Genomic DNA, 25,769 nt, shown 5'->3' with positions numbered 1-25,769 from the left:
CGAGGACAGTCTTGGGCCAGGGAGGGGAACCCCGGCGCGCGCAGGCGTACGACGGGGAGCTGGGCGCGGCGGTAGCGCGGGCGCAGGACGGCGACGAGGCCGCCTTCGCGGTCGCGTACCGGATCGTGCAACCGGGGCTGCTCGGCTATCTGCGCGGCATCGTGGGCGACGACGCCGAGGACGTCGCCTCCGACGCCTGGCTGGAGATAGCCCGCGACCTCGGGCGGTTCAAGGGCGACGGGGCGGGATTCCGGGGCTGGACGGCGACCATCGCCCGGCACCGGGCCCTGGACCATCTGCGCAGGCTGCGCGTGCGGCCCCGGGCCGCCACGCTGGAACAGGACGTGCTCGACCTGCCCGGTCGGCACGACACCCACGACCAGGTCGTGGAGTCCCTGTCCACCGAGCGGGCCCTGGAGCTGGTGCGCGGACTGCCGCGCGACCAGGCCGAGGCCGTCCTGCTGCGGGTCGTGGTCGGCCTGGACGGACCCGCCGCGGCCCGCGTCCTCGGCAAGCGTCCCGGCGCGGTCCGCACGGCCGCCCACCGGGGCCTGAAACGGCTCGCGCGCCAGCTCGGCGGCGAAGGTGTGACGGATGACGGCCCCCGGACGCTGGGGGAGTCGAAATGAACGGTGACGGTCGCGGCCCGTATGGAGCAGGGGCGGCGGATGCGCCCGGAGGCAGAACTCGCACAAGCACGACAGGCGGAATCGGACATGGGTGAACGGATGAGCGGCGGCGAGGACGCCCATCGCCGGCACACCCGCCCCACCCGCCCCGTACCCGGCGCGGACGGCGGTCACACCCGGGTGGAGGCGCTGCTCGTGCGTGCCCTGCGGGACACCTCCGGCGGCGCCGAGCGCGAACGGGAGGCCGTGGCCGCCTTCCGGGCCGCGCGGGACGCCGGCGCGCACCGCGCCCGTACCCGGCGGCGGGACGACTGGCGGCCCCGTGGACAGCGGCACACCGTCCGCTCGCTGCGGGCCACGCTCTCCGTGGTCCTGGCGAGCCTCACCCTCGGCGGTGTCGCGGTCGCCGCGATCGGCTCGGCCGGTTCCCCGGCGGACACCGCGGACGGCGGCGGCCGTGGCACGTCGTCGGCGAGCGCGTCGGACGGCCGGCGCGCCGAACCCGCCGCCACGCCGTCCTCCGGCACCGCCGCGGACCGGGACCGGCCGCCGTCCGCCGAGGACACCGAAGCCCATTGCCGCGCCTACGACCAGGTGGCGGGCCGGGGCAGGGCGATGGACGCGACGGCGTGGCGGCGCCTGGTCGCCGCCGCGGGCGGCGAGGAGAAGGTGACCGCCTACTGCGCGGCACGGACCGCGTCGGCCACGGCGACACCCGGGAACGGCGGCGAGGGCAGGGGCGCCGGCTCCGCCGACCCGGCAGGCGGGAACGCCGGCAGCACGGGGAACACGGCGAGTGCGGGAACCGCCGGAAACAGCGGAACCGGAACCGGAACGGCCGGGAACACCGGGACCGCCGCCGGAAGCACTGGAGGCTCCGGAGGCTCCGGAAACACGGGGAACACCGGAAACGGTCAGCCGCAGCCCGCGAAGACGCCGAAGGCCGAGGACGGGGACCGGTAACCGCCCGCCGGCCGGCCTGTCGACGGTGCCGTCGTGACGAGCTGTCCGAGCCGTGGTGCCGTCCGAGCCGTGGTGCCGTCGTGACGAGCTGTCCGAGCCGTGGTGCCGTCCGAGCCGTGGTGCCGTCGTGACGAGCTGTCCGAGCCGCTCGAGCGGCGGTCGGCGGTGCCGCCGAAGCGACGGCCGGAGCCGCCACCCCCCACAGGAGAGGCCCCGGCCGTCGCGCGGTACGGGCCGCGCGGCGACCCGTACCTCCTACAGCGCCGTGCGTGCGTTTTCTGTCACACCCGGTGCCCGCGCATTCGCGTCACGAGTCGGTTGCAGCTTGTGCGGACATGGACGATCGGTGGTTTCAGGTCGTAACGTGCCTTTCGCGCCGGACGGCGGAAGGGCTGGAGCAGTGTGACCGACTGCGGCCGCCACCATCAGCGGCCCCGACCGGCTGCGGTCGGCGAACCGCACCATCGACCGAGGAACCACGACGTGGGGGACGACGCGGAGCTGACAGCCGCGGTGCTTGCGGCACAGGACGGGGACGAGGCCGCCTTCCGTGCCGTGTACCGCTCGGTGCACCCGCGGCTCCTCGGGTACGTCCGCACCCTGGTCGGCGACCCCGACGCCGAGGACGTGACCTCGGAGGCCTGGCTCCAGATAGCGCGCGACCTGGAGCGGTTCAGCGGGGACGCCGACCGTTTCCGCGGCTGGGCCGCCCGGATCGCCCGCAACCGCGCGCTGGACCACATCCGGATGCGGGGGCGCCGGCCCGTGGCCGTCGGCGACGAGACGGAACTGACCGGCCGGGCCGCCGAGTCCGACACCGCCGGCGAGGCCATCGAGGCGCTCGCCACCGGCCGCACCCTCGATCTCATCGCCCGCCTGCCCCAGGACCAGGCCGAGGCGGTCGTCCTGCGGGTGGTGGTGGGCCTCGACGCCAAGACGGCCGCCGAGACGCTCGGCAAACGGCCCGGCGCCGTACGTACGGCCGCGCACCGCGGGCTGAGGAAGCTCGCCGAGCTGCTCGGCGAGGACCCGGAGACGGCGGGCGCGCTCGACGCACTGCCGGCGCAGCGGGCACCGAGGGGGCGCGCGGTGACATCCGGCGGTGTGACGCGTGCGTGCGCGCCGACGCAGAAGGACGTGTGATGGCCGACGATCGCTGTGTCTTCCCCGGAGACGCCGGAGACGCCGGAGAGGCCGGGAACACCGAACCCCCGGCCGGTCCCGCGGGGGGCCGTTCCACCGGCCGCTGGCTGAACCGCGAGACGGCGGAACGCCTGCTGGCCGGGGAGGCGGCGGACGACACCGTCTCGCCCGCCCACCGCGACGAGGCCGACCGGCTCGCCAGGACCCTGGGCGCGCTCGCCGCGATGTCGGCCCGGCCCGCCCCCGAGGACGAGGAACTTCCCGGCGAGGCGGCGGCCCTCGCCGCGTTCCGCAAGATCCGGGCGGACCGTGCGCCGGACGCCGACCCGGCCCTCTCCTCCGGGCGGGCCGCCGCCCGCGAGCCGGCGCCCGGCGACGAGCCGGCCTTCCCGTACCGGCCCGCGCCCGGCGAGGACGCCGGCCTGGTCCGCATCGGCCGCCCCGCCCGGTCGTACGGCCGCCGCCTCCGCCGGCCCCGTCCCGCCCGCCTCGTACTGGCCGCCGCGCTGACCGTCGGGATGGTCGGCGGGGTCGCGGTCGCGGCCGGCACCGGGCTCCTGCCCACGCCGCTCGGCGACGCCGAACCGGGCCCGGCAGCCTCCGTGTCCGCCGCCGCGACCCCCGGACCGGACCGCCCCCTCGGCTCTCCCACGCCCGGTGCCTCCCCCGGCGGCACCGGCTCGGCGACCCCGGGCGGCGGTACGCGGGGCACCCCGGCTCCGGGCCCGGACGGCTCCGCCGACGACTCCGGCGCCCGCGCCGACGAGCTGGCCGCGTCCTGCCGGGAGAAGGGCGCCGGCCGGGCGCTGGCCGCCGAGCGCCGCCACACCCTGGAGCGCGCCGCGGGCGGCTCCGCGCGCGTACCGGCGTACTGCGCGGGCCTCCTCGGCGACCGTGAGGGCCAGGCCTCCGGCGGACCGGACGGCGGCAAGGCCACGGACGACGGCGACGAGCAGGGCGGCGGCCAGGGCGGAGGCCAGGGCGGCGGCCGGAGCGCGGGGCAGTCCGGCGGGACGACCGGCAAGGGCAGCGAGAGCCGGGGCGGAAAGAAGAGCGCGCAGGGCGAGAAGGCCGATGAGAGCGCCGCGAAGGAGTCGGCGAAGAAGGACGCCAAGGGCGCCAAGGTGCCGTAGGCCGACCGAACCGCTCCCCTTAAAACCCCTCTGACCTGCGTTTTCGTGCGCCGTAAAAATTTCTGGCCGCAGGGTGTGACGTTTTCGGCGGCCCAGCCGCAGTAACTAGTGAGCCGACTGGTCATCGGCCCTCGCACTGAGCCGGGGTTCCCCCCGTACCCACGGCTCGTGCACCTGGCGCGGGCGGGACACGTTCCCCCGGTCCCGCCCGCGCCCCATACCTCTCCTCCCGGGACGACGTCCCCCACCCGCGCCGACGCAGCTCCGCGATCTCCGCCACGCCCTTCACCACGCCCTTCACCACGCCCTTCACCACGCCCTTCGGCGCGCCCGCCGGCGCCGCGGGTGATCCCCGCACGCGTGCCCCGGGATGACGCCGCGGGAACGGCCCGGCATGGTGGTGACGGGGACCGCAGCGAGTCTGTGAGCAAGGTCCCAGCGTGCTCCCCTCCACCGGGTGCACGCCCACCGCTACAGTCCGTCGAAGGGTCGGACCGTACTGAGGGCCTGCCCGGCACGTTCCCGCCTGCCCTGCGACGCCCGGCACGCACGCTCGCGGTGTCGCCCGACCGCCCGCGTGGTTCCGTCACGAGGGCGCTCCGGCGCCTTGCGATCGCACGCACCGGACGCCGCAGGGCCCGGCCTGCGGCCGGACGACGGGAACGTGCCGGGCAGGCCCAGCCGGTAACTGGTGAGCAACGTTCAGCGGGAGGCAACACACCATGGCGCGCGAGTCTGAGTCCGGACTGCCCATCGAACCGGTCTACGGGCCGGACGCCCTTCGGGGCTGGGACCCGGCGGAGAAGCTGGGCGAGCCGGGGGCCTACCCGTACACGCGGGGTGTGTACCCGTCGATGTACACCGGCCGGCCGTGGACGATGCGCCAGTACGCCGGTTTCGGCACGGCGACGGAGTCCAACGCCCGCTACAAGCAGCTCATCGCCAACGGCACGATGGGCCTGTCGGTCGCCTTCGACCTGCCCACCCAGATGGGCCACGACTCCGACGCCCCGATCTCCTCCGGCGAGGTCGGCAAGGTCGGCGTCGCCATCGACTCGATCGACGACATGCGGGTGCTGTTCGGCGGGATCCCGCTGGACAAGGTGTCCACGTCGATGACCATCAACGCGCCGGCCGCACTGCTGCTGCTCCTGTACCAACTCGTCGCGGAGGAGCAGGGCGTCGGCGCCGACCAGCTCACCGGCACGATCCAGAACGACGTGCTGAAGGAGTACATCGCGCGCGGGACGTACATCTTCCCGCCGAAGCCGTCGCTGCGTCTGATCGCGGACATCTTCAAGTACTGCAGGGCCGAGATCCCGAAGTGGAACACGATCTCGATCTCCGGCTACCACATGGCGGAAGCGGGTGCCTCGCCCGCGCAGGAGATCGCCTTCACCCTGGCCGACGGCATCGAGTACGTGCGCACGGCGGTCGCGGCCGGCATGGACGTCGACGACTTCGCCCCCCGCCTGTCCTTCTTCTTCGTCGCCCGCACGACGATCCTGGAGGAGGTCGCCAAGTTCCGCGCCGCCCGCCGGATCTGGGCGAGGGTCATGAAGGAGGAGTTCGGGGCGAAGAACCCCAAGTCGCTGATGCTGCGGTTCCACACGCAGACGGCCGGGGTGCAGCTGACCGCCCAGCAGCCCGAGGTCAACCTGGTCCGGGTCGCCGTCCAGGGCCTCGCGGCCGTCCTGGGCGGCACCCAGTCCCTGCACACCAACTCCTTCGACGAGGCCATCGCGCTGCCCACCGACAAGTCGGCCCGGCTCGCCCTGCGCACCCAGCAGGTCCTCGCCTACGAGACCGACGTGACGGCGACCGTCGACCCCTTCGCCGGCTCCTACGTCGTCGAGAAGATGACCGACGACGTCGAGGCCGCCGCCCTGGAGCTGATGGCCAAGGTCGAGGACCTCGGCGGCGCGGTGTCCGCGATCGAGCACGGCTTCCAGAAGGGCGAGATCGAGCGCAGCGCGTACCGCATCGCCCAGGAGACCGACTCCGGCGAGCGGGTCGTGGTCGGCGTCAACCGCTACCAGCTCGACGCCGAGGAGCCCTACGAGCCGCTGCGCGTGGACCCCGCGATCGAGGCCCAGCAGGCGGACCGCCTCGCCGAGCTGCGCGCCGGGCGCGACCAGGCGGCGGTCGACGCGGCCCTCGCCGAGCTGAAGAAGGCCGCCGAGGGCGAGGACAACGTCCTCTACCCGATGAAGGACGCCCTCAGGGCCCGCGCCACGGTCGGCGAGGTGTGCAACGCCCTGCGCGAGATCTGGGGCACCTACGTGCCCAGCGACGCGTTCTGAGTCGCGCCGGAGCGGAGATCCCGGTGAGGACCTGAAGGCCGTCCTCGCCGGGATCCCGCCCGCGACGGCATCCGGCTACGGCATCCGGTGAGCGGGAGGTGAGCCGCCGTCCCGGCTCACAGCGGCCGGGAGAGCACCCCGCGCAGTCGCGGGGTCAGCGGCTTCTCGACGAAGCGGTTCATCAGCCAGGCCAGGGCCAGCATCGCGGTCACGGTCAGCGAGAAGGTCACCCCGGCCGGCAGGCCCAGGGTGCGGTGCAGGGCGTGGATGACCACCCAGCCGAGGTGCTCGTGCACCAGGTAGAAGGGGTACGTCAGCGCCCCCGCCACCGTCAGCCAGCGCCAGTTCGCCCAGCTCAGGTGGCCGAGCGCGATCGCCGTCACGGCGACGAACCCGAACGCGACCACGCCGACGATGCCGGTGGTGGTGCGGTGGGCGAAGGCGTCCGGGTCCGAGGCGTTCCACAGCTCGCCCACCGCGTAGTGCTGGCCGATCAGGAAGCTGACGGCCACGATGCCCCAGGCGTAGGCGTCCCGGCGGTCGCGGTGGACCAGGTAGAGGCCGATGCCGCCGATGAAGAACGGCGCGTACTGCGGCATCAGGACGAGGTCGAGCAGCGGCTGGTGCGCGGCCTGTGCGACGGCGGCGGCCAGCGTCCAGCCCGCGCAGAACATGACGACCCGGCGGCGGTTCGCCCCCGGCAGGACGACGCACAGCGCGAACAGGGCGTAGAAGCGGATCTCCACCCACAGCGTCCAGCACACGCCGAGCACCCGGTCCGTGCCCAGCGGTTGCTGAAGGAGCGTCAGGTTCACCAGGGCGTCGCTCGGCGACACGGCCTCGTAGACGACCGGCGGCAGCGCGAACACCGCCGTCACGAGCAGGACGGCCACCCAGTAGGCCGGCATCAGCCGGGACGCGCGGGAGGCGAAGAACGACGTGAGGGACCTGCCCCAGCCGCTCATGCAGATCACGAACCCGCTGATCACGAAGAACACCTGGACGCCCAGGCACCCGTAGGCGGCGAACTCGTGCAGGGTGGGGAACTGGTGCTCGGGCGACGTGCCCCAGGCCTCGGTGACGTGGCCGCCGCGGCCGGCGTAGTGGTACACCGCCACCATCAGCGCGGCGACCAGCCGCAGTCCGTCCAGCGCGCGGAGCCTGCCGCCCTCCCGGCGGGCCGGTGCCGGCGCGGGCGGGAGCGGAACGCCCGGCTCCCGGACGGGCGCGGCCGCGCCGGCCTCCGGTTTCGATGTGCTCACGACCGTCTCGGTCACGTTGATGTCCCTCGCAGAGCCCGTGGGTTCTTTTTCCGAACGCTGGAATACGCCCGACGTGGAGAAAGAGCGAGTGGCCTCTCCGCGACGGGCAACGCAGAGCAAACTCCCGGTGAATACCGTCTAAACCCGTCGCGCCGCCTTCCGCAGTGCCCGGGCCCGGCGCACCACCCGGCGCGCGGTGGAATTCCTCGGGAGGAACGACAGCCGTTCCGGGATGCCGCCGGGCAGGCCCAGCGCGGTGAGCCGCCGGCGCTTGAAGTACCGCTTGGTGCGCGGCCCGAGACGGGTGCGCAGATACCGCTCTGCCTCCGGGCGCAGGCCCGGATGGATCTGGGCCTGCATCACATAGCCCACCGTCCTGACCAGATCGGTCAGCGACTCCTCGGGGATGCGCGTCTCGCCCTCGCCGTCCTCCAGGTCCGGCAGCAGCGCGTCCGCCAGCACGGCCGGCACCCGGTTGCTGTTCTGGTAGGGGGCCAGCCGGTCCATCAGCCGCTCGGTGCCGATCCGGGCGACCGGCAGCTCGTAGAACGTCGACGCGGTGAACAGGGCGGTGGAGAAGCAGCCCACCACCAGCGCCGGCCGGGCCCTGGCGAACAGGACCTCGGCGAGGACCGGCGTGTCCAGCACCGTGAGGTCGACGCCGAGCTTCCCGGCCTCCGCCTCCAGGACCCGGCTGTAGCGGGCCGGTGCGGTGGGGTGCGGCTTGAACACCACCGCGCGGTGCCCGCGGGCGACCGCCCCCCGCATCATCCGTACGTGCAGGTCCTCCTCCTCCTCCACGGTGAGGATGTCGAGCGCGGACAGGTACTGGCCCAGCAGCAGCGCGGCGTCGTCGGGCAGCGCGGGCAGGTCCGCCACGGCCTCACCGATCTCGCCGAGGACCTTCAGGAAGCCGCTGGTCGGCACGGTCTGCGCGGGCACCCCGAACTCGGTGAGCAGCAGCGGCACCAGCCCCGGCACCAGGTCGAGGTGGAGCAGCCGGCGCACGCGCGTGCCGATCAGCGGGTCGAGCTTGTTGCGGGTCGGCCCGTAGCTCATCAGCCCGTCGGCGTACACGTCGACGGGCGCTCCGGGGAACACCTGCGCGACGGCCTGCGCGGGGTTGACCTGGATCGACTCCAGGACGAGCTCCACCCGGTCCCCGCCGAGACCCCACAGCAGCCGCAGATGGCGCTCCAGGAGCGGCGCGTCGTCCGGGCGCGGCGCCCAGGCGCCCGGGTGGAAGGGGCTGATCGCCTCGTTCCAGGACAGCACCGCGTCGAAACGGTTCCGCAGCGGCGCGAAGCCCGGCATCTCGTCGAGCGACGGGGTGGTCTCCGGGGTCGTCGTGTTGTTGCACACCAGCAGCACCCGGCGGTCCGCGGCGGGGAAACCGCCGGAATCCAGCGCGGCGGCCAGCGTGGCGACCCCGTACAGCGTGGAGGCGCAGAAGATCTGGGTCGTACGAGGCATCAGGCGGCCGCCTTCGGGGTGCCGGTCTGTGAGGAGGCGATCCTGCGGCGCAGCCGGCGCAGGGTCGACGATCGTTCCAGGTCCATCGTGTCCAGGACCTCGGCGAACAGGTCCTGCGGCAGGCGCCTGACGGCGGCCGCGCTCATCGTGCGCAGCTGCCTGGCCACCGGCGGTTCGAACTTCTCGATCTCGCCGAGGTGGTGGGCGATGATCGCGCAGTAGGTGCGCACCGCCTTGGGCAGCAGCCGGTCGGCCTCGGGGTCCCGCGCGGTCTCCTCGACGACCTGGTCGAACGCCCGGATGAAGTCCAGCTGGCGGGCGTCGCCGATCTGGGTGAGGGAGGAGGCGACCCCGCGCCGGTAGAACACGCCGAGCAGACTCAGCACGGCGAACGACTCCGCCTCCCGGTGCAGCTTCCAGATCCACGGCCGGTCCTCGGCGGTCCGCAGCCCGTGGGTGAAGTGCAGCAGCCCGCGGTCGACGAGGCGGCGGTGGTAGGCGCCGGCCCAGGCGTAGGGGTAGTCCACCGACGTCGAGCGGTCCGCGGGCAGGATCGCCTCGCGCGGGTTCAGCACCTCCCCCCGCAGCCCGTGCGGATGCCGTACCAGGGTGCGGGCGCGCGCGGTGGCCTGCACGTGGTCGACGCGCACGAAGTCGCAGCCCAGTTCCTCGATCGCGGTGACGAGATCGGTCAGATAGCCGCGCGCGAGCCAGTCGTCGCCGTCCAGGAACGTCAGGTACTCGCCCCGCGCGGCATCCAGTCCGGTGTTGCGTGCGGTGGCGAGCCCCCCGTTCTCCTCGTGACGGATCAGACGCACCTCGGCGACCTTCGACAGCTCTTCGGCGGCCCGCTCGAGAATGGCCGGCGTCCCGTCCTTCGAACGGTCGTCGACCAGCACGAACTCGAAGTCCGGGCGGGCGTTCAGGAGAAGGCTTCTGAGGGTGTCCGGCGCGTATTGCTGGACGTTGTAGAACGGCACGATCACGGAAAGCTTGGGCACGCCGAAATCCTAGGAGCGCGCCCGGCGGTGGAAATTTCCGGTAAGGGTACGGACGATGAACGCGATGTGTCGGATCAGTGCATCGCGTGTATTTCCCCGGAGTTGACGAGCCGGTTCGGGAACCGGTGGCGTGCTGTTAACTTTCCGTTGCGTCGCGGTTGGACAAATCCCGGGTTTTGCTTCCTAGCGTCTTCGGCGTGCCACCACGTACTTCGAAGCCCCCACGGATCGCCGTGCTCGCGGACTCCGACACCCGCTGGAAATGGGGTGCGGCGACCGCGGGCCGGATCGCTCCGGGCGGACAGCCGGGCCCGTCCACGGAAGGCGGACCACAGGACGGCGCGCAGGTCGCCCCCGTCCTCGACGGCTACCTCCTGCGCGGCCGGGCGACCCCCACGCCCCGTCAGCTCGCCGAGGTCGGCGTGCGCGCCGACTCCCTGCGCGAGGTGACGGCCGTCGAGTTCCTGCGCACCATGGCGACCGAGAAGTACGACGTCCTCGTCCTCGCGCTGGTCGGCGGCGGTGTCCAGGCGGTCCTGCACGGCCTCAAGCGGATCTGGGAGGACGGCACCGAGCGGCCCGTCGTCGTCACCGGCTACGTGGGCGTCGTCTACGAGAAGCTCGCCGACGGTCTGCTGCTGCGGCACGGCGCCGACCTCGTCCTCGCCAACTCCCGCCAGGACGCGGAACGTTTCCGCGCCGTGTACGAGGGGGTCGGCGCCGACGCCTCCTCGGTCACCGAGGTCGCCCTGCCGTTCCTCGGCGGCGCCCCCTACACCGGCGGGCACGACCCCCACACCGTGGTCTTCGCCGCGCAGCCCTCCGTGCCCGACAACCGCAGGGACCGCACCTACCTCCTCGAACGGCTGGTCCGGCACGCCCGGTTGCACCCCGAGCGCGAGGTGCTGCTCAAGCTGCGCTCCCGGCCCGGCGAACACACCACCCACATCGAGGAGTTGCCGTACCAGAAGCTGGCACAGCGGCTCGACCCGCCCGCCAACTTCCGCCTCGTGTACGGCAACATGGGCGAGGTCCTCGACCGCACCGACCTCATGGTCACGGTCAGTTCCACCGCCGCCCTGGAATCCCTGCACCGCCGCATCCCCACCGTGGTCCTCACCGACCTCGGGGTGCGCGAGGCGCTCGGCAACCACCACTTCGTCGGCTCCGGCTGCCTCGCCTCCTGGGACCAGCTCGACGCCGGGCACCTGCCCGTCCCCGACGAGGAATGGGTGGCCCGGCAGGGCGTCGCCGCCGAGGGCGGCTCGTACGAGCGCGCCTTCGACACGGCCCGCGCACGCATCACCGAGCTGCTCGACCGCCCCGGCGGCCTGCCGCCGCTCACCCCCTACTACACACCCGCCACCGCCCCCGGCTACCTCCCCGCCATCCTGGCCCGCCACCACCTCGGCCCCGACGGCAGCCCGCTGCCCGGAGCCCCGGCGGCGGACCGGGAACCCGGACCGGTCCGCCAGATCGTCCGCCGCGCCGCCCGCGGCGCCTACCGCCACGGCGTCCAGCGCGTCGCCCCGGTCATCCGCCGGATGGGCGACCTGTGAACGCCGGCCACACGGCCGTCCGCCACACGGCCTTCCGGCGCCCGGCCGTCCGACGCCCGGGTCCCGTGCGCGGCGCGGTCGTCCGGCGGTCGCCGAGGCCGGGCCGGGGCGGTGGCGTCGCCCGCCGTCGGCGTGTCGTGCGGGGGGCGCCGTGAACGACGCCCGTCCGCCCCGTCCTTCCCGTCCTTCCCGTCAAGGAGTCCCGCCCATGTCCCCCTCCCAGGCGGGCGTGCGCCGCGTCCTCGCCGTGATCCCCGCGCGCGGCGGGTCCAAGGGCGTTCCCGCGAAGAACCTCGCGCCCGTCGGCGGCGTGCCCCTGGTGGCGCGGGCCGTGCGGGAGTGCCTGGCCGGCCGGCTCGTCACCGACGTCGTGGTGTCCACCGACGACCAGGCCATCGCCGCGGCCGCCCGCGAGGCCGGCGCCGAGGTCGTGCTGCGCCCGGCCGCCATCGCCGGTGACACCGCCACCTCCGAGGCCGCCGTCCTGCACGCCATGGACGCCCACGAGGCCCGGCACGGCGCGGCCGTCGACGCGGTGCTCCTGGTGCAGTGCACCAGCCCGTTCCTCGTCCGCGAGGACATCGACGGCGTGGCCGCCGCGGTCGTCGAGAACGGTGCCGACACCGCCGTCACCGTCGCGCCCTTCCACGGCTTCGTCTGGCGCGACGGCGACGGCGACGGCGGCGGCTCGGACGGCACCGACTCGGACGGTGGCTTCGGCGTCAACCACGACAAGTCCTACCGCCCGCGCCGCCAGGACCGCCCCCAGGACCTCCTGGAGACCGGCGCCGCCTACGCCATGGACGCGGCCGGCTTCCGCGAGCACGGCCACCGCTTCTTCGGCCGCACCGACCTCGTGCGCACCGACCCGGCCCGCGTGCTGGAGATCGACGACCCGCACGACCTGGCCCGCGCCCGCGCCCTCGCCCCCCTCTTCGACGCGGACCTCCCCGAGTCGCGGCTCCGCCCGAGCGGCGGGACCCCCACCGGTCCGCTCCCGACCGCCGCCGACATCGACGCGGTCGTCCTCGACTTCGACGGCACCCAGACCGACGACCGGGTGCTGATCGACTCCGACGGACGGGAGTTCGTCTCCGTGCACCGCGGCGACGGCCTCGGCATCGCCGCCCTGCGCAGGAGCGGACTGAAGCTGCTGATCCTGTCCACGGAACAGAACCCCGTGGTCGCCGCCCGCGCCCGGAAGCTCAGGCTCCCGGTCCTGCACGGCATCGACCACAAGGACCTCGCACTCAAGCACTGGTGCGAGGAGCAGGGCATCGCGCCGGAGCGCGTGCTCTACGTCGGCAACGACGTCAACGACCTCCCGTGCTTCGCCCTCGTGGGCTGGCCCGTGGCGGTCGCGAGCGCCCACGACGTCGTACGCGGCGCCGCACGCGCGGTCACCACCCTCCCCGGCGGCGACGGCGCGATCCGGGAGATCGCCGGCTGGATCCTCGGCCCCTCTCTCGACTCCCCCGCCCCCCTCACCAAGTAAGGAACCCCTCCCATGAGCACCAACTCCCGCCTCCGCCAGTTCGGTTCGCGCACGGCCGGTCCCGGTCACCCCGTCTACATCTGCGGCGAGATCGGCATCAACCACAACGGCGACCTCGACAACGCCTTCAAGCTCATCGACGTGGCCGCCGAGGCCGGCTGCGACGCCGTCAAGTTCCAGAAGCGCACGCCCGAGATCTGCACCCCGCGCGACCAGTGGGACATCGAGCGCGACACCCCCTGGGGCCGGATGACGTACATCGACTACCGCCACCGCGTGGAGTTCGGCGAGGACGAGTACCGCCAGATCGACGCGCACTGCAAGGAGAAGGGCATCGCCTGGTTCGCCTCCCCGTGGGACACCGAGGCCGTCGCCTTCCTGGAGAAGTTCGACGTCCCCGCCCACAAGGTGGCCTCCGCGTCCCTCACCGACGACGAGCTGCTGCGCTCCCTGCGCGCGACGGGCCGCACCGTCATCCTCTCCACCGGCATGTCCACCCCGAAGCAGATCCGCCACGCCGTCGAGGTCCTGGGCAGCGACAACATCCTGCTCTGCCACGCCACGTCGACGTACCCGGCGAAGGCCGAGGAGCTGAACCTCCGCGTCATCAACACCCTCCAGGCCGAGTACCCCAACGTCCCGATCGGCTACTCCGGTCACGAGACGGGCCTGCAGACCACCCTCGCCGCGGTCGCCCTCGGCGCCACCTTCGTCGAGCGCCACATCACCCTCGACCGCGCCATGTGGGGCTCCGACCAGGCCGCCTCCGTGGAGCCGCAGGGCCTCACCCGCCTCGTCCGCGACATCCGCACCATCGAGTCCTCCCTCGGCGACGGCGTCAAGAAGGTCTACGAGTCCGAGCTGGGCCCGATGAAGAAGCTGCGCCGCGTCCCGGGCGTCGTCGCCGAGGCGGAGATCGCCGCGGCGGCCGGCGAACCCGTCGGCGTCTGACCCCGGACCCCCTCCGGTCACCGCTACCAGTGCCTCACGGGACGGTCGTACGACGATGAGCCCTCGCGCCGGGAACCCCGGCACCACCCCCCACACCCTCGCGTTCGTCGAGAGTCCGGTGCAGCTCCTGAACGTCCTGGAGTGGGCGCACTCCCAGGGACCGCGTCCCCAGGAGGAGCCCGGCGCGGGGTTCACCCTCGTCGTCCTGTCCCCGACCGACCCCATGACCCGCGGCCAGCTGCGCCGCATGGCCGAACTGGCCCGCCGGGAAGGTCACGAGGTCCGCTGGGAGGAGGCCCGCGGCGGCCCCGCGGCCCCCTTCCAGACCGTCGGCGGCCTGGCCCGCGAGCTGCGCCGGGCCGACCGGATCGTCATGGGGGACCCGTTCTCCCGGTACGTCCAGCTCCTGCTGACCATCACCCGCGCCCACGACCTCGTCGTCGTCGACGACGGCACCGCCACCATGGAGTTCGTCGGCCAGCTCGCCCGCGGCGAACGCCTGGTGCGCTGGCACCGCAAGGGCGGCCGTCCCGGCCCCCGCGACCTGCTGTTCGCGCCGGTGTCCTCCTCGGCCCGCCGCCGCCTCACCCCCGGCCCGGCCCGCCGCGTGGAGGTCTTCTCCTCCATGCCGATAGCGGACGCCCCGGACGGGGTGTCCGTCACCCCCCACACCTTCGCCTGGACCCGCGAGCGCTTCGGCCCGCCCCGGGTGACGAACGGCGCCGACATGGTCGGTACGTCCCTCGTCGAGACCGGCGTCGTCGACGGCGACCGCTATCTGCACGCCGTCGGCGTCCTCGCCAGGGCCCACGGCGCCGCCCGCTACTTCGCCCACCGCCGCGAGAGCGCCGAGAAACTCCACCGCCTCGCCGTGGAGACGGGCCTGGAGATCGTCCGCCCCGACCTCCCCCTCGAACTCATCGCCCGCCGCGGTCCCGTCGGCAGGACCGTCCTCAGCTTCCCCTCCACGGTCGTGCACACCCTCCCGCTGGCCCTCGCCGGTACGGACGTCCGCGTCGCGGTCTGCGACATCGACCCCGCCTGGCTGACCCGGAACGCGTCGCCCCGGGCCCAGAGCTTCCTCTCCGGCGTCACGGGGACGGCCCGCGGAGTGGACCGCCTGACCCGGGTCGCCACCGCCTGATCCCGGACCTGATCCCGGGCCTGATTTCGGACCTGATCCCGGGCCCGATCCCAGCGGAATGGCAGGCCCCGCACCTCCTCCACGCACCGGCACCGCACCCCCTCCACGCACCGGCACCTGTCAACCGGTGGTCCGCTCCGTGGACAGTCGGGCGTGCTTCGAGTGAGCCGTGGTAACCGTGGAGGAGGAAGATGGAGGAACGGGCCGGTAAACCATGATCCACTCGGTGGAAACCGGCGGAGTTTACCCAGCACGAATGCCAGCCATGCGCCGAGCGGCCAACTTTTCTTCCCCTAACGGGTTGAAATTTTGTTGATCGAGGGTCAGCCGACCGCCCCGGCGTCCTACCCTTCAGAGGGTGAAGCAACTGATGTCCCGAGAGTCCGAGGCCGATCCTTCCGGCGAAGCCGTGCTCCCCGGCAGCTTGCCGGAGGCCCTGCGCGCCGAGCTCGTCGCCTTCCGCCGCGACATGCACATGCACCCCGAGCTGGGCAACCAGGAGTTCCGTACGACGGCGGCGATCAAGGAGCGCCTGGAGAGGGCGGGCCTCAAGCCCCGCGTCCTCACCGGCGGCACCGGGCTCATCTGCGACATCGGCGACTGGACCGACGGCACCCCCGTCCTGGCGATGCGCGCCGACATCGACGCGCTGCCCATCCCCGACACCAAGACCGACTGCGCCTACCGCTCCACCGTCCCCGACCGCGCCCACGCCTGCGGTCACGACGTGCACACCACGGTCGTCCTCGGTGCCGGCCTCGTCCTCGCCGGCCTGCACCGCGAGGGCCGGCTCCCGCGCCCGGTGCGGCTGATCTTCCAGCCCGCCGAGGAAGTGCTGCCCGGCGGTGCCGCCGACGCCATCGCGGACGGCGCCCTGGACGGCGTCGGCCGGATCATCGCCGTCCACTGCGACCCGCGCGTGGACGCCGGTCTGATCGGTCTGCGCAACGGTGCCATCACCTCCGCCTGCGACCGCCTGGAGATCTCCCTGGAGGGGCCCGGCGGCCACACCGCCCGCCCGCACCTGACCACCGACCTCGTCACCGCCGCCGCCCGCGTCGTCACCGACGTGCCCGCGCTGGTCGGCCGCCGCGTCGACACCCGGGCCGGCCTCGCGGTGACCTGGGGCCGGATCGACTGCGGTCACGCCCCGAACGTCATCCCCCAGCACGCCGAGCTGTCCGGCACCGTGCGCTGCCTGGACATCGAGGCCTGGCGGCAGGCGGCGGACCTCGTCGTCGCCGCGATCGACGAGGTCGCCAACCTGCACCGCGCCAAGTCGGAGATCAACTACGTCCGCGGCGTCCCCCCGGTCGTCAACGACGCCGACGTCACCGCCCTGCTCCGGGACGCCATGGTCGCCCGGCGGGGCGAGGAGGCGGTGGCGGGCACCGAGCAGAGCCTGGGCGGCGAGGACTTCTCCTGGTACCTGGAGCGCGTCCCCGGCGCCATGGCCCGCCTCGGCGTCCGTACGCCGGGCGAGCGCACCGTCCGCGACCTGCACCAGGGCGACTTCGACGCCGACGAGCACGCCATCACCGTGGGGGTGGAGCTGTTCACCGCGGCGGCCCTGCTGGACGCGGCGACCCGGACGGAGTGAGCACGGGACGCCGGTGACGGCCCGGACGAAGGGGCGCCCGAAAGGCGCCCCTTCGTCCGCCTGTGCCACCGGGGCGTAACCCGCCCGACCCGGTGGTGACCCGGGGGCGGCACGAATCGATAACGGCCACCGGGAACCCCGTTCCCCTCCCCTTCTACGCGCGTTACTGTGCGCCGAAATCGCCCCTCGGGACGGCCTGTTGGGGAGCCGTGCCGGAGGCGCCACATTGGGGAATGCGGGCCGGTGACGGCGCCGTGGGGATGAAGGGTGCTGCTGTGCGTCTCATATCTCGAAGGACCGGGTCCGTCCGGGCGGCGGCGGCCGTCGCGGTCGTGGCCCTGGTGGCCACCGGCTGCGGCGAGTCGAGCACCGGCTCCAAGGCCGACGACAAGGAGTCCGGCAAGTACTCCGGCAAGGGCATCGGTCTGGCGTACGACATCGGCGGCAAGGGCGACCAGTCCTTCAACGACGCCGCGTACGCCGGCTTCCAGAAGGCCGACAAGGAGTTCGGCATCGGCGGCCGGGACGTCGAGCCCCAGGACGGCGAGTCGGACGCGGACAAGGTCCAGCGGCTGACCCAGCTCGCCCAGTCGGGCTACAACCCGGTGATCGGCGTCGGCTACATCTACGCGCCGGCCGTCAAGGAGGTCGCCGCGAAGTTCCCGGACACCACCTTCGGCATCATCGACGACGAGACCGTGACGGCGAAGAACGTCGCCGACCTCGTCTTCCACGAGGAGCAGGCCTCCTACCTGGCCGGCGTCGCCGCCGCGAAGGCCTCCAAGAAGGCGCACATCGGCTTCATCGGCGGCGTGGACATCCCGCTCATCCACAAGTTCGAGGCCGGCTACATCCAGGGCGCCAAGTCGGTCAACCCGGCCATCAAGATCGAGTCGCAGTACCTGACCGAGACGCCCCAGGAGGGCGGCTTCTCCAGCCCCGACAAGGGCAAGGCGGGGGCGAGCGGCCAGATCGAGGCCGGCGCGGACGTCATCTACCACGCGGCCGGCCTGTCCGGGCAGGGCGTGATCTCCGAGGCCGCCGGCAAGAAGGTGTGGGCCATCGGCGTCGACTCCGACCAGTACTCCCAGACCTCGCTGGCCGCGTACAAGGACTACATCCTCGGCTCGGCGCTGAAGAACGTCGGCGGCGCGGTCTACGACCTCGCCAAGTCCGTCCACGAGGGCAAGCCCCTGGCCGGCGTGGTCCGCGGCAGCCTCTCCAACGACGGCGTCGGCTTCGCCGACACCAACCCGAAGTACAAGGCCATGACGGACGTCGTCGACGCCGTGAACAAGGCCAGGCAGGACATCATCGACGGCAAGGTCACCGTCGACACGAAGTGACCCGCCTCGCCCCGGCCCTGCCCGCCCGCCCTCACCCGGGGGCGCGCGAGCGGGGCCGTCCCGCGTTCTCCGGCCTCGCTCCCCGAACGCCGGAGAGGCCGGCTTCCAGCCCGTCCCGCGTTCTCCGGCCTCGCTCCCCGAACGACGGAGAGGCCCGGCTCCCAGTCCGTCCCGCGCTCGAGGAGGAGGCCGTTCAGGCCGGGAGCGGGGGCCCGGGACGGCGGCCCCAGGGTCGGGGCGGGTCGGGGGCGAGAACCCCGCCCCCGACCCGCCCGAGGGCGCCCGTCCGCCACACGGGGCACACCCCGGCCCGGAGCCCCCGTCACCGGCGGAGCCGCCCGCGGAGCCCCCCGCCCACGTCCATCGAGGGCGTCCTCGCAGACCAGCGGCCCTGCCCTCCCGTACATGGCGCTCCAGGGTCCGTACTCTGGAGTACGAACTGTGGCCACAGCTCGGTAACGGACCGGACAGAAGGGTTTTTCCGTCTGGTCTACGCGCGTTACGCTGCGGCGGAACCAGCGCCTGGTATGGGCGCTTGCACAAAGGAGTCACGTTCCATGCGCCGGGTGTCCCGTATCGCGGTTGCTGGTGTTGCTACCGCAGCCTTCGCTGTCACCGCTTCCGCTTGCGGAAGCTCGTCCACGTCGTCCTCCTCCGGTGACGACAAGAACCTGGGCCTCGCCCTCGCGTACGACATCGGCGGCAAGGGCGACCAGTCCTTCAACGACGCCGCCACCGCGGGCATGGAGAAGGCCGACAAGGAGTTCGGCTACAAGTCGACCGCCGTGGAACCGCAGGACGGCGAGTCCGACGCCGACAAGGTGCAGCGCCTGGAGAGCCTCGCCAAGCAGGGCTACAACCCGGTGATCGGCGTCGGCTTCGCCTACGCGCCGGCCGTCAAGGAGGCCGCGGCCAAGTACCCGAAGACCACCTTCGGCATCGTGGACGACGAGCAGACCAAGGCCGACAACGTGGCCGACCTCGTCTTCTCCGAGGAGCAGGCCTCCTACCTGGCGGGCGTCGCCGCCGCCAAGGCGACCAAGTCCAACGTGGTCGGCTTCATCGGCGGTGTGGACGTCCCCCTGATCCACAAGTTCGAGGCCGGCTACAAGCAGGGCGTCGCGGACACCAAGAAGGGCGTCACGGTCAAGTCGCAGTACCTGACCGAGACCGCGGCCGAGGGCGGCTTCTCCAGCCCGGACAAGGGCGAGAGCGCCGCCGACGGTCAGATCGACGCCGGCGCGGACGTCGTCTACGCCGCCGCCGGCCTCTCCGGCCAGGGCGTCATCAAGGCCGCCAGCGCCAACAAGATCTGGGCCATCGGCGTCGACTCGGACCAGTACAAGCAGGACGCGCTCAAGGCGTACAAGGACTCGATCCTCACCTCCGCCATGAAGAACGTCGAGGGCGCGGTCTTCACGCTCGCCAAGTCGGTCGAGGACGGCAAGCCCGCCACCGGTGTGGTCCGCGGCGACCTCGCCAACGGCGGCGTGAGCCTGGCGAACTCCAACCCGACCTTCGCGGGCAACAAGGAGATCCAGGACGCCGTCAAGAAGGCCGAGGAAGGCATCAAGAACGGCACCATCAAGGTGAAGACCTCCTGACGACCGTGTCGTCGGCCTGTCGAGACCCCTCGAGAACTGTCGAAGGCATGGCCGAAGAAGCGCTGTAATGGCAGCGTTACGACCTCGGAACGGGGTGCGGAGACGATGACTCCCCGCGCCCCGTTCGCGCGGCAGAATGCTCGGAACGGATCAGGACCGACCGAAAGGCCGGTCATCAAGATCGATCAGGTCCGGGCACTATTTAAAGCAGGGGCGCTACGCGCGTAGAGCGACCCCTTTCCCGAGGAGAGTGCGCCATCGACGCGTCCAGCAGCCCTCCGCTCACCGCCCCGTCGACCGTCGCGGTGGAGCTGACGGGCATCACCAAGCGATTCCCCGGTGTCGTCGCCAACCACGACATCCACCTGACCGTCCGTGAGGGCACCGTGCACGCCCTCGTCGGCGAGAACGGCGCCGGCAAGTCGACCCTGATGAAGATCCTCTACGGCATGCAGAAGCCGGACGAGGGCACCATCGCGGTCGACGGCGAGCAGGTGAGCTTCTCCAGCCCCGCCGACGCCATCGCGCTCGGTATCGGCATGGTCCACCAGCACTTCATGCTCGCGGACAACCTGACCGTCCTGGAGAACGTGGTGCTCGGCAGCGAGAAGCTGTACGGCATCGGCGGCGGCGCCCGCAAGAAGATCAAGGAGATCTCCGACCGCTACGGCCTCGGCGTGCACCCCGACGCCCTGGTCGAGGACCTCGGTGTCGCCGACCGCCAGCGCGTGGAGATCCTCAAGGTCCTCTACCGCGGCGCCCGCCACCTCATCCTCGACGAGCCGACCGCCGTCCTGGTCCCGCAGGAGGTCGACGCGCTCTTCGCCAACCTGCGCGAACTGAAGTCCGAGGGCATCTCCGTCATCTTCATCTCCCACAAGCTGGGCGAGGTCCTGTCGGTGGCCGACGACATCACGGTCATCCGGCGCGGGACGACCGTGGGCACGGCCGTACCCGCCGAGACGACCCCCCGCCAGCTCGCCGAGATGATGGTCGGCAGCGAACTCCCCACCCCGGAGACCGCCGAGTCGACGGTCACCGACCAGCCCGTCATCACGGTCGAGAACCTCACCGTCTACGCCGGTGGCGGCGCCTCCCTGGGCGTGGAGGCCGAGCCCGTGGGCCCCGGCTCCCTCGTCGAGGCGCCCGGCGTGGTCAAGAAGGCCCTCGACGACGTCAGCTTCACCATCCACGCCGGCGAGATCATGGGCATCGCCGGCGTCGAGGGCAACGGCCAGACGGAGCTGATCGACGCCCTGATCGGCACCAAGAACGCCGACTCCGGCACCATCGCCTTCCTCGGCGAGGACATCACCCCCTGGTCGACCCGCAGGCGCCGTGAGTCCGGCATCGGCTACATCCCCGAGGACCGCCACCGCCAGGGTCTGCTCCTGGAGGCCCCCCTCTGGGAGAACCGCATCCTCGGCCACGTCACCGAGGCCCCCAACGCCAAGGGTTTCTGGCTCGACCCCAAGGGCGCGCAGGCCGACACCCGCCGGATCGTCGAGGAGTACGACGTCCGCACCCCCGGCATCGACGTCACCGCCGCCTCCCTCTCCGGCGGCAACCAGCAGAAGCTGATCGTCGGCCGCGAGATGAGCCACAACCCCAAGTTCCTGATCGCCGCCCACCCCACCCGCGGTGTGGACGTCGGCGCGCAGGCGCAGATCTGGGACCGCATCCGCGAGGCCCGCCGCGAGGGCCTGGCCGTGCTGCTGATCTCCGCCGACCTGGACGAGCTGATCGGCCTGTCGGACACCCTCCGGGTGATCTACGACGGCAGGCTGGTCGCCGACGCCGACCCGGCGACCGTCACCCCCGAGGAACTCGGCTCGGCCATGACCGGTGCCGCGTCCGGGCACCTCGAGCACGTCGAAGAAGAAGCCGCCCCGGAGGACGAGGCCCGATGAAGAAGTTCGACAAGGAGCGCCTGCTCCTCGCCGTGGCCGGCCCGGTCCTGGCGCTCGTCGCGGCGATCCTGCTGACCTCGGTCGTGCTGATCGCCTCCGGCAAGAACCCGATCGAGCCCTACAGCCTGATGCTGGAGCAGCTCGGCTACTCCGACGTGCAGGTCCTGATCGTCAACCAGGCGTCGCTGTACTACATCGCCGCCCTCGCGGTCGCCCTCGGCTTCCGCATGAACCTGTTCAACATCGGCGTGGACGGCCAGTACCGGCTGGGTGCCTTCATGACCGCGGTGGTCGGCGCGCACGTGGCGCTGCCCTCCTTCCTGCAGATCCCGCTGCTGCTGCTGGTCGGCGCGCTCACCGGCGCCATGTGGGCCGGCATCGCGGGTGTCCTCAAGGTCACCCGGGGCGTCAGCGAGGTCGTCGCGACGATCATGCTCAACGCGATCGCCACCAGCCTCATCGGTTACCTCACCCTCCGCGACAACTTCGGAGTCGCGCTCGGCGACAACGTCACCACCGGCGTGATGAAGGAATCCGGCTGGGTGCCCGGCCTCGACCTGGGCCCGGACGTCGGCGAGATCTACGGCCTGGTCTTCCTCGCCGTCGCCCTCGGCGTCGGCTACTGGGTCGTCCTCAACCGCACCCGCTTCGGCTTCGACCTGCGCGCCTCCGGCGAGTCGGAGACGGCAGCCGCGGCCTCCGGCGTCGACGCCAAGCGCATGGTGCTCACCGCGATGCTGATCTCCGGCGCGGTCGCCGGCATCTCCGGCCTGCCGCTGCTGCTCGGCTCCGCCCACACCTACAGCCTCAGCTTCCCGGCCGGTCTCGGCTTCACCGCCATCGGCATCGCCCTGCTCGGCCGCAACAACCCGGGCGGCATCGCGCTCGCGGCCCTGCTGTGGGCCTTCCTCGACAAGGCGTCCCCCGCCCTCGACTACGCCACCCCGGTCGCGTACGAGAAGGAGATCGCCACCATCATGCAGGGCCTGATCGTGTTCGCGGTCGTCATCTCCTACGAGGCCGTACGCCAGTGGGGCCTGCGCCGCCAGCAGCACCGGGTCGGCGCGGAGCTCGCCGCCGCGGCCGCCGACAACAACCCGAAGAAGGAGGTGGCGGCCTGATGTCCACCGTGACCATCGCCAAGCCGCAGGCGAAGCAGCCCGGCAAGGGCGGCCGCCGCATGTCTCTCCCCGTACTCCTGCTGGTCATCGCGGGCGTGCTGGTCCTCGTCTCGATCGTCCGCCTGATCAGCGGTGCGGACGGCATCACCTCGACCGGCCAGACGTCCACCGCGCTGCGCCTGGCCGTGCCGATCGGTCTCGCCGGCCTCGGCGGTCTGTGGGCCGAGCGGGCGGGCGTCGTCAACATCGGCCTCGAGGGCATGATGATCCTCGGCACCTGGTTCGGCGCCTGGGCCGGCTACCAGTGGGGGCCCTGGACCGGTGTCGCCTTCGGCATCATCGGCGGCGCGCTCGGCGCCGTCCTGCACGCCGTCGCCACCGTCACCTTCAACGTCAACCACATCGTCTCCGGTGTGGCGCTGAACATCCTGGCCCTGGGCACCACCCGGTACCTGTCGAAGTTCACCTTCGAGGAGGCCCCGCAGGGCTCCTCCAAGCAGTCCCCGCCGATCGAGTCGCTGGGCACCTTCGACGTCCCCGGCCTGTCCGGCTGGCTGGAGACCCTCAACGGCAAGCACTGGTTCCTGGTCTCCGACATCGCCGGCCTGGTCGGCGGCGTGGTCACCAACCTCTCCCCGCTGACCGTCGTCGCGGTGGCGCTCGTCCCCGCCACCTGGTGGGTGCTGTGGCGGACCGCCTTCGGCCTGCGCCTGCGCTCCTGCGGCGAGAACCCGGTGGCCGCCGAGTCCCTCGGCGTCAACGTCTACAAGTACAAGTACATCGCCGTGATCGTCTCGGGCGGTTTCGCCGGCCTCGGCGGTGCCTTCCTGTCGATCGTCGCCTCGAACGTGTACCTCGACGGCCAGACCGCGGGCCGCGGCTACATCGGCCTCGCCGCGATGATCTTCGGCAACTGGATGCCGGGCGGCCTCGCCCTCGGCGCCGGCCTGTTCGGCTACACCGACAGCCTCAACCTGCGCGGCGGCACCACCAACGTGCACGCCCTGATCCTGCTCCTCGCGATCCTGCTGGTGGTCGGCGCGGCCTACCTGGCCTGGCAGAAGAAGTACGTCCCCGCCGTCGTCACCGCGGTGATCTCGGCCGTGATGTTCTTCTGGTACACCAGCGTGGACGAGGTGCCGCGCCAGGTCGTCTCGGCGGCCCCGTACGTCGTGACGCTGCTGGTGCTGTCGCTCTCCGCGCAACGCCTGCGCATGCCCAAGGCCGACGGTCTGCCCTACCGCAAGGGCCAGGGCAAGTGACCCCGGCCGCCGCCGGCGTCGACTGGGACGCCCTGCGCGAACTGGCCCGCGAGGCCATGAGCCACGCGTACGCCCCCTACTCGGGGTACCCGGTCGGCGTGGCGGCCCTGGTCGACGACGGCCGTACCGTCTCCGGCTGCAACGTCGAGAACGCCTCCTACGGCATCGGCCTGTGTGCCGAGTGCGGGCTGGTCTCGGAGCTGCAGCGCACCGGCGGCGGCCGGCTCACGCACTTCACCTGCGTGGACGGCCGGGGCGAGATCCTCGTCCCGTGCGGCCGCTGCCGCCAGTTGCTCCACGAGTTCGGCGGACCGGAACTGCTGCTGGAGACCCCGGCCGGGATCCTGCCGCTGGCCGAGATGCTCCCGCAGGCCTTCGGCCCGGACCACCTCGCCAAGTGACTCCCGTGCGGCCCCTCCGACCCGCGTGAACCGGGCGGAGGGGCCGCACACTTTTTCCACGCACCGTCTTCTGCACCTCGGAAGGAAACCCATGGCCATGGACGCCATCTCCGTCATCCGCACCAAGCGGGACCGCGGCGAACTCAGCGACGCACAGATCGACTGGGTCATCGACGCGTACACCCGTGGCGAGGTCGCCGACGAGCAGATGTCCGCGCTCGCCATGGCGATCCTGCTCAACGGCATGAACCGCCGCGAGATCGCCCGCTGGACGGCCGCGATGATCGCCTCCGGCGAGCGCATGGACTTCTCGTCCCTGTCCCGTCCGACCGCCGACAAACACTCCACGGGCGGCGTCGGCGACAAGATCACCCTCCCGCTGGCCCCCCTGGTGGCCGCCTGCGGCGCGGCGGTCCCGCAGCTCTCGGGCCGCGGCCTGGGCCACACCGGCGGCACCCTCGACAAGCTGGAGTCCGTCCCCGGCTGGCGCGCCCTCCTCTCCAACGAGGAGATGCTGCACGTCCTCGACACCACCGGCGCCGTGATCTGCGCGGCGGGCGACGGCCTGGCCCCCGCCGACAAGAAGCTGTACGCCCTGCGCGACGTCACCGGCACGGTCGAGGCGATCCCCCTGATCGCCTCCTCGATCATGTCGAAGAAGATCGCCGAGGGCACGGGCTCCCTCGTCCTGGACGTGAAGGTCGGCACCGGCGCCTTCATGAAGACCGTCGAGGACGCGCGCGAGCTGGCCTCCACGATGGTGGGCCTCGGCACCGACCACGGCGTCCGCACGGTCGCCCTCCTCACCGACATGTCCACCCCCCTCGGCCTGACCGCGGGCAACGCCCTGGAGGTCCGTGAGTCGGTCGAGGTCCTGGCGGGCGGCGGCCCGGCCGACGTCGTCGAACTCACCCTGGCGCTGGCCCGCGAGATGCTGGACGCGGCCGGCCTCAGGGACGCCGACCCGGCGAAGGCCCTGGCCGACGGCTCCGCGATGGACGCCTGGCGCCGCATGATCACCGCCCAGGGCGGCGACCCCGACGCCCCCCTGCCCACCGCCCGGGAACAGCACGTCGTCAAGGCCCCGGCCACCGGTGTCCTCACCCGCCTGGACGCCTACGGCGTCGGAGTCGCCGCCTGGCGCCTGGGCGCGGGCCGCGCCCGCAAGGAGGACCCGGTGCAGGCGGGCGCCGGCATCGAACTCCACGCCAAGCCCGGCGACACCGTCACCGAGGGCCAGCCCCTGCTGACCCTCCACACCGACACCCCCGAGCGGTTCGCCTACGCCCTGGAGTCGGTGGCGGGCTCCTACGACATCGCCGCGCCGGGAACGCCGTACACGGCGTCGCCGGTGGTGCTGGAGCGCATCGCCTGAGAGCCGGCATCCGGGAGCCGGTACGGGCGGGTGGGCCGGGCCCGCGGTGCTCTGCGGGCGAGGGCCGGTCCCACCAGCCCGTCCGGCGCTTGAG

20 protein-coding genes are annotated in these 25,769 nt (G+C 72.5%); 17 read left to right on the top strand and 3 right to left on the bottom strand.

What is annotated here, in order from left to right:
* Nucleotides 1-11: 11 nt before the first annotated feature.
* The 5 genes from ACGFQC_RS07380 to ACGFQC_RS07360 all read left to right on the top strand — a co-directional run bounded on the left by ACGFQC_RS07380 (nt 12) and on the right by ACGFQC_RS07360 (nt 6,171).
* A complete protein-coding gene (locus tag ACGFQC_RS07380) occupies nt 12-629 on the top strand; it encodes an RNA polymerase sigma factor (protein WP_363091281.1) in 618 nt (205 codons plus the stop codon).
* Between the two features lie 87 nt (nt 630-716).
* Nucleotides 717-1,592, top strand: coding sequence for a hypothetical protein (locus ACGFQC_RS07375; RefSeq protein WP_363091282.1), 876 nt, complete (start codon nt 717-719; stop codon nt 1,590-1,592).
* Between the two features lie 483 nt (nt 1,593-2,075).
* Nucleotides 2,076-2,735, top strand: coding sequence for an RNA polymerase sigma factor (locus ACGFQC_RS07370; protein ID WP_363091283.1), 660 nt, complete (start codon nt 2,076-2,078; stop codon nt 2,733-2,735).
* Nucleotides 2,735-3,868: a hypothetical protein gene (locus tag ACGFQC_RS07365; protein WP_363091284.1), complete on the top strand. Its 1,134-nt coding sequence runs from the start codon at nt 2,735-2,737 to the stop codon at nt 3,866-3,868. Before ACGFQC_RS07370 ends, ACGFQC_RS07365 begins: the two co-directional genes overlap by 1 nt.
* Before the next feature lie 722 nt (nt 3,869-4,590).
* Nucleotides 4,591-6,171 carry a methylmalonyl-CoA mutase family protein gene (locus tag ACGFQC_RS07360; RefSeq protein WP_363091285.1) on the top strand — a complete coding sequence of 527 codons (1,581 nt, stop codon included), beginning with the start codon at nt 4,591-4,593 and terminating at the stop codon, nt 6,169-6,171.
* Nucleotides 6,172-6,287: 116 nt separating this feature from the next.
* On the opposite strand, the gene ACGFQC_RS07355 is transcribed toward ACGFQC_RS07360, so the two are convergent.
* The 3 genes from ACGFQC_RS07355 to ACGFQC_RS07345 all read right to left on the bottom strand — a co-directional run bounded on the left by ACGFQC_RS07355 (nt 6,288) and on the right by ACGFQC_RS07345 (nt 9,907).
* Nucleotides 6,288-7,448 (bottom strand): acyltransferase, encoded by a 1,161-nt coding sequence (locus tag ACGFQC_RS07355; protein WP_363091286.1) that lies wholly within the window; start codon nt 7,446-7,448, stop codon nt 6,288-6,290.
* Between the two features lie 123 nt (nt 7,449-7,571).
* Nucleotides 7,572-8,906 carry a polysialyltransferase family glycosyltransferase gene (locus ACGFQC_RS07350; protein WP_363091287.1) on the bottom strand — a complete coding sequence of 445 codons (1,335 nt, stop codon included), beginning with the start codon at nt 8,904-8,906 and terminating at the stop codon, nt 7,572-7,574.
* Nucleotides 8,906-9,907 carry a glycosyltransferase family 2 protein gene (locus tag ACGFQC_RS07345; RefSeq protein WP_363091288.1) on the bottom strand — a complete coding sequence of 334 codons (1,002 nt, stop codon included), beginning with the start codon at nt 9,905-9,907 and terminating at the stop codon, nt 8,906-8,908. Before ACGFQC_RS07345 ends, ACGFQC_RS07350 begins: the two co-directional genes overlap by 1 nt.
* 197 nt (nt 9,908-10,104) lie before the next feature.
* On the opposite strand from ACGFQC_RS07345, the gene ACGFQC_RS07340 reads away from it, so the two are divergent.
* The 12 genes from ACGFQC_RS07340 to ACGFQC_RS07285 all read left to right on the top strand — a co-directional run bounded on the left by ACGFQC_RS07340 (nt 10,105) and on the right by ACGFQC_RS07285 (nt 25,675).
* Nucleotides 10,105-11,466: a DUF6716 putative glycosyltransferase gene (locus ACGFQC_RS07340; RefSeq protein ID WP_363091289.1), complete on the top strand. Its 1,362-nt coding sequence runs from the start codon at nt 10,105-10,107 to the stop codon at nt 11,464-11,466.
* A gap of 208 nt (nt 11,467-11,674) precedes the next feature.
* On the top strand, nt 11,675-12,961 hold the full coding sequence (locus ACGFQC_RS07335) for an N-acylneuraminate cytidylyltransferase (protein WP_363091290.1): 1,287 nt from the start codon (nt 11,675-11,677) through the stop codon (nt 12,959-12,961).
* Between the two features lie 12 nt (nt 12,962-12,973).
* Complete coding sequence (locus tag ACGFQC_RS07330; protein ID WP_363091291.1) at nt 12,974-13,912, top strand: N-acetylneuraminate synthase family protein; 939 nt, start codon at nt 12,974-12,976, stop codon at nt 13,910-13,912.
* Nucleotides 13,913-13,967: 55 nt separating this feature from the next.
* On the top strand, nt 13,968-15,056 hold the full coding sequence (locus tag ACGFQC_RS07325; protein WP_363091292.1) for a hypothetical protein: 1,089 nt from the start codon (nt 13,968-13,970) through the stop codon (nt 15,054-15,056).
* Nucleotides 15,057-15,426: 370 nt separating this feature from the next.
* The gene (locus tag ACGFQC_RS07320; protein WP_363091335.1) at nt 15,427-16,656 is read left to right on the top strand and encodes an amidohydrolase; all 1,230 of its coding nucleotides are present in this window, start codon (nt 15,427-15,429) and stop codon (nt 16,654-16,656) included.
* 275 nt (nt 16,657-16,931) lie between these two features.
* Nucleotides 16,932-18,002 carry a BMP family protein gene (locus ACGFQC_RS07315; protein WP_393287922.1) on the top strand — a complete coding sequence of 357 codons (1,071 nt, stop codon included), beginning with the start codon at nt 16,932-16,934 and terminating at the stop codon, nt 18,000-18,002.
* Nucleotides 18,003-18,559: 557 nt separating this feature from the next.
* Entirely contained in the window at nt 18,560-19,606 is a 1,047-nt protein-coding gene (locus ACGFQC_RS07310; protein ID WP_363091294.1) for a BMP family ABC transporter substrate-binding protein, read from the top strand.
* 257 nt (nt 19,607-19,863) lie between these two features.
* Complete coding sequence (locus ACGFQC_RS07305; protein WP_363091336.1) at nt 19,864-21,516, top strand: ABC transporter ATP-binding protein; 1,653 nt, start codon at nt 19,864-19,866, stop codon at nt 21,514-21,516.
* Entirely contained in the window at nt 21,513-22,637 is a 1,125-nt protein-coding gene (locus ACGFQC_RS07300; RefSeq protein ID WP_363091295.1) for an ABC transporter permease, read from the top strand. Before ACGFQC_RS07305 ends, ACGFQC_RS07300 begins: the two co-directional genes overlap by 4 nt.
* Nucleotides 22,637-23,899, top strand: a complete 1,263-nt coding sequence (locus ACGFQC_RS07295) for an ABC transporter permease (protein WP_363091296.1) — start codon at nt 22,637-22,639, stop codon at nt 23,897-23,899. The genes ACGFQC_RS07300 and ACGFQC_RS07295 overlap by 1 nt, the downstream gene beginning before the upstream one ends.
* Nucleotides 23,896-24,300: a cytidine deaminase gene (locus tag ACGFQC_RS07290; protein WP_363091297.1), complete on the top strand. Its 405-nt coding sequence runs from the start codon at nt 23,896-23,898 to the stop codon at nt 24,298-24,300. Before ACGFQC_RS07295 ends, ACGFQC_RS07290 begins: the two co-directional genes overlap by 4 nt.
* Before the next feature lie 97 nt (nt 24,301-24,397).
* Complete coding sequence (locus tag ACGFQC_RS07285; protein ID WP_363091298.1) at nt 24,398-25,675, top strand: thymidine phosphorylase; 1,278 nt, start codon at nt 24,398-24,400, stop codon at nt 25,673-25,675.
* Nucleotides 25,676-25,769: the final 94 nt, after the last annotated feature.

Source organism: Streptomyces sp. NPDC048734, from assembly GCF_043198675.1.
Taxonomy (GTDB): domain Bacteria; phylum Actinomycetota; class Actinomycetes; order Streptomycetales; family Streptomycetaceae; genus Streptomyces.
The sequence above is the reverse complement of the archived record's forward strand: the minus strand, read 5'-3'. Positions and strand labels throughout refer to the sequence as shown.

Excerpts from the sequence above, each read along its gene's own strand:
- ACGFQC_RS07325 (WP_363091292.1), top strand. The coding sequence starts at position 13,968 with ATGAGCCCTCGCGCCGGGAACCCCGGCACCACCCCCCACACCCTCGCG.
- ACGFQC_RS07295 (WP_363091296.1), top strand. The coding sequence starts at position 22,637 with ATGTCCACCGTGACCATCGCCAAGCCGCAGGCGAAGCAGCCCGGCAAG.
- ACGFQC_RS07350 (WP_363091287.1), bottom strand. The coding sequence starts at position 8,906 with ATGCCTCGTACGACCCAGATCTTCTGCGCCTCCACGCTGTACGGGGTC.
- ACGFQC_RS07360 (WP_363091285.1), top strand. The coding sequence starts at position 4,591 with ATGGCGCGCGAGTCTGAGTCCGGACTGCCCATCGAACCGGTCTACGGG.
- ACGFQC_RS07335 (WP_363091290.1), top strand. The coding sequence starts at position 11,675 with ATGTCCCCCTCCCAGGCGGGCGTGCGCCGCGTCCTCGCCGTGATCCCC.
- ACGFQC_RS07330 (WP_363091291.1), top strand. The coding sequence starts at position 12,974 with ATGAGCACCAACTCCCGCCTCCGCCAGTTCGGTTCGCGCACGGCCGGT.
- ACGFQC_RS07320 (WP_363091335.1), top strand. The coding sequence starts at position 15,427 with ATGTCCCGAGAGTCCGAGGCCGATCCTTCCGGCGAAGCCGTGCTCCCC.
- ACGFQC_RS07285 (WP_363091298.1), top strand. The coding sequence starts at position 24,398 with ATGGACGCCATCTCCGTCATCCGCACCAAGCGGGACCGCGGCGAACTC.
- ACGFQC_RS07310 (WP_363091294.1), top strand. The coding sequence starts at position 18,560 with ATGCGCCGGGTGTCCCGTATCGCGGTTGCTGGTGTTGCTACCGCAGCC.
- ACGFQC_RS07375 (WP_363091282.1), top strand. The coding sequence starts at position 717 with ATGGGTGAACGGATGAGCGGCGGCGAGGACGCCCATCGCCGGCACACC.
- ACGFQC_RS07300 (WP_363091295.1), top strand. The coding sequence starts at position 21,513 with ATGAAGAAGTTCGACAAGGAGCGCCTGCTCCTCGCCGTGGCCGGCCCG.
- ACGFQC_RS07365 (WP_363091284.1), top strand. The coding sequence starts at position 2,735 with ATGGCCGACGATCGCTGTGTCTTCCCCGGAGACGCCGGAGACGCCGGA.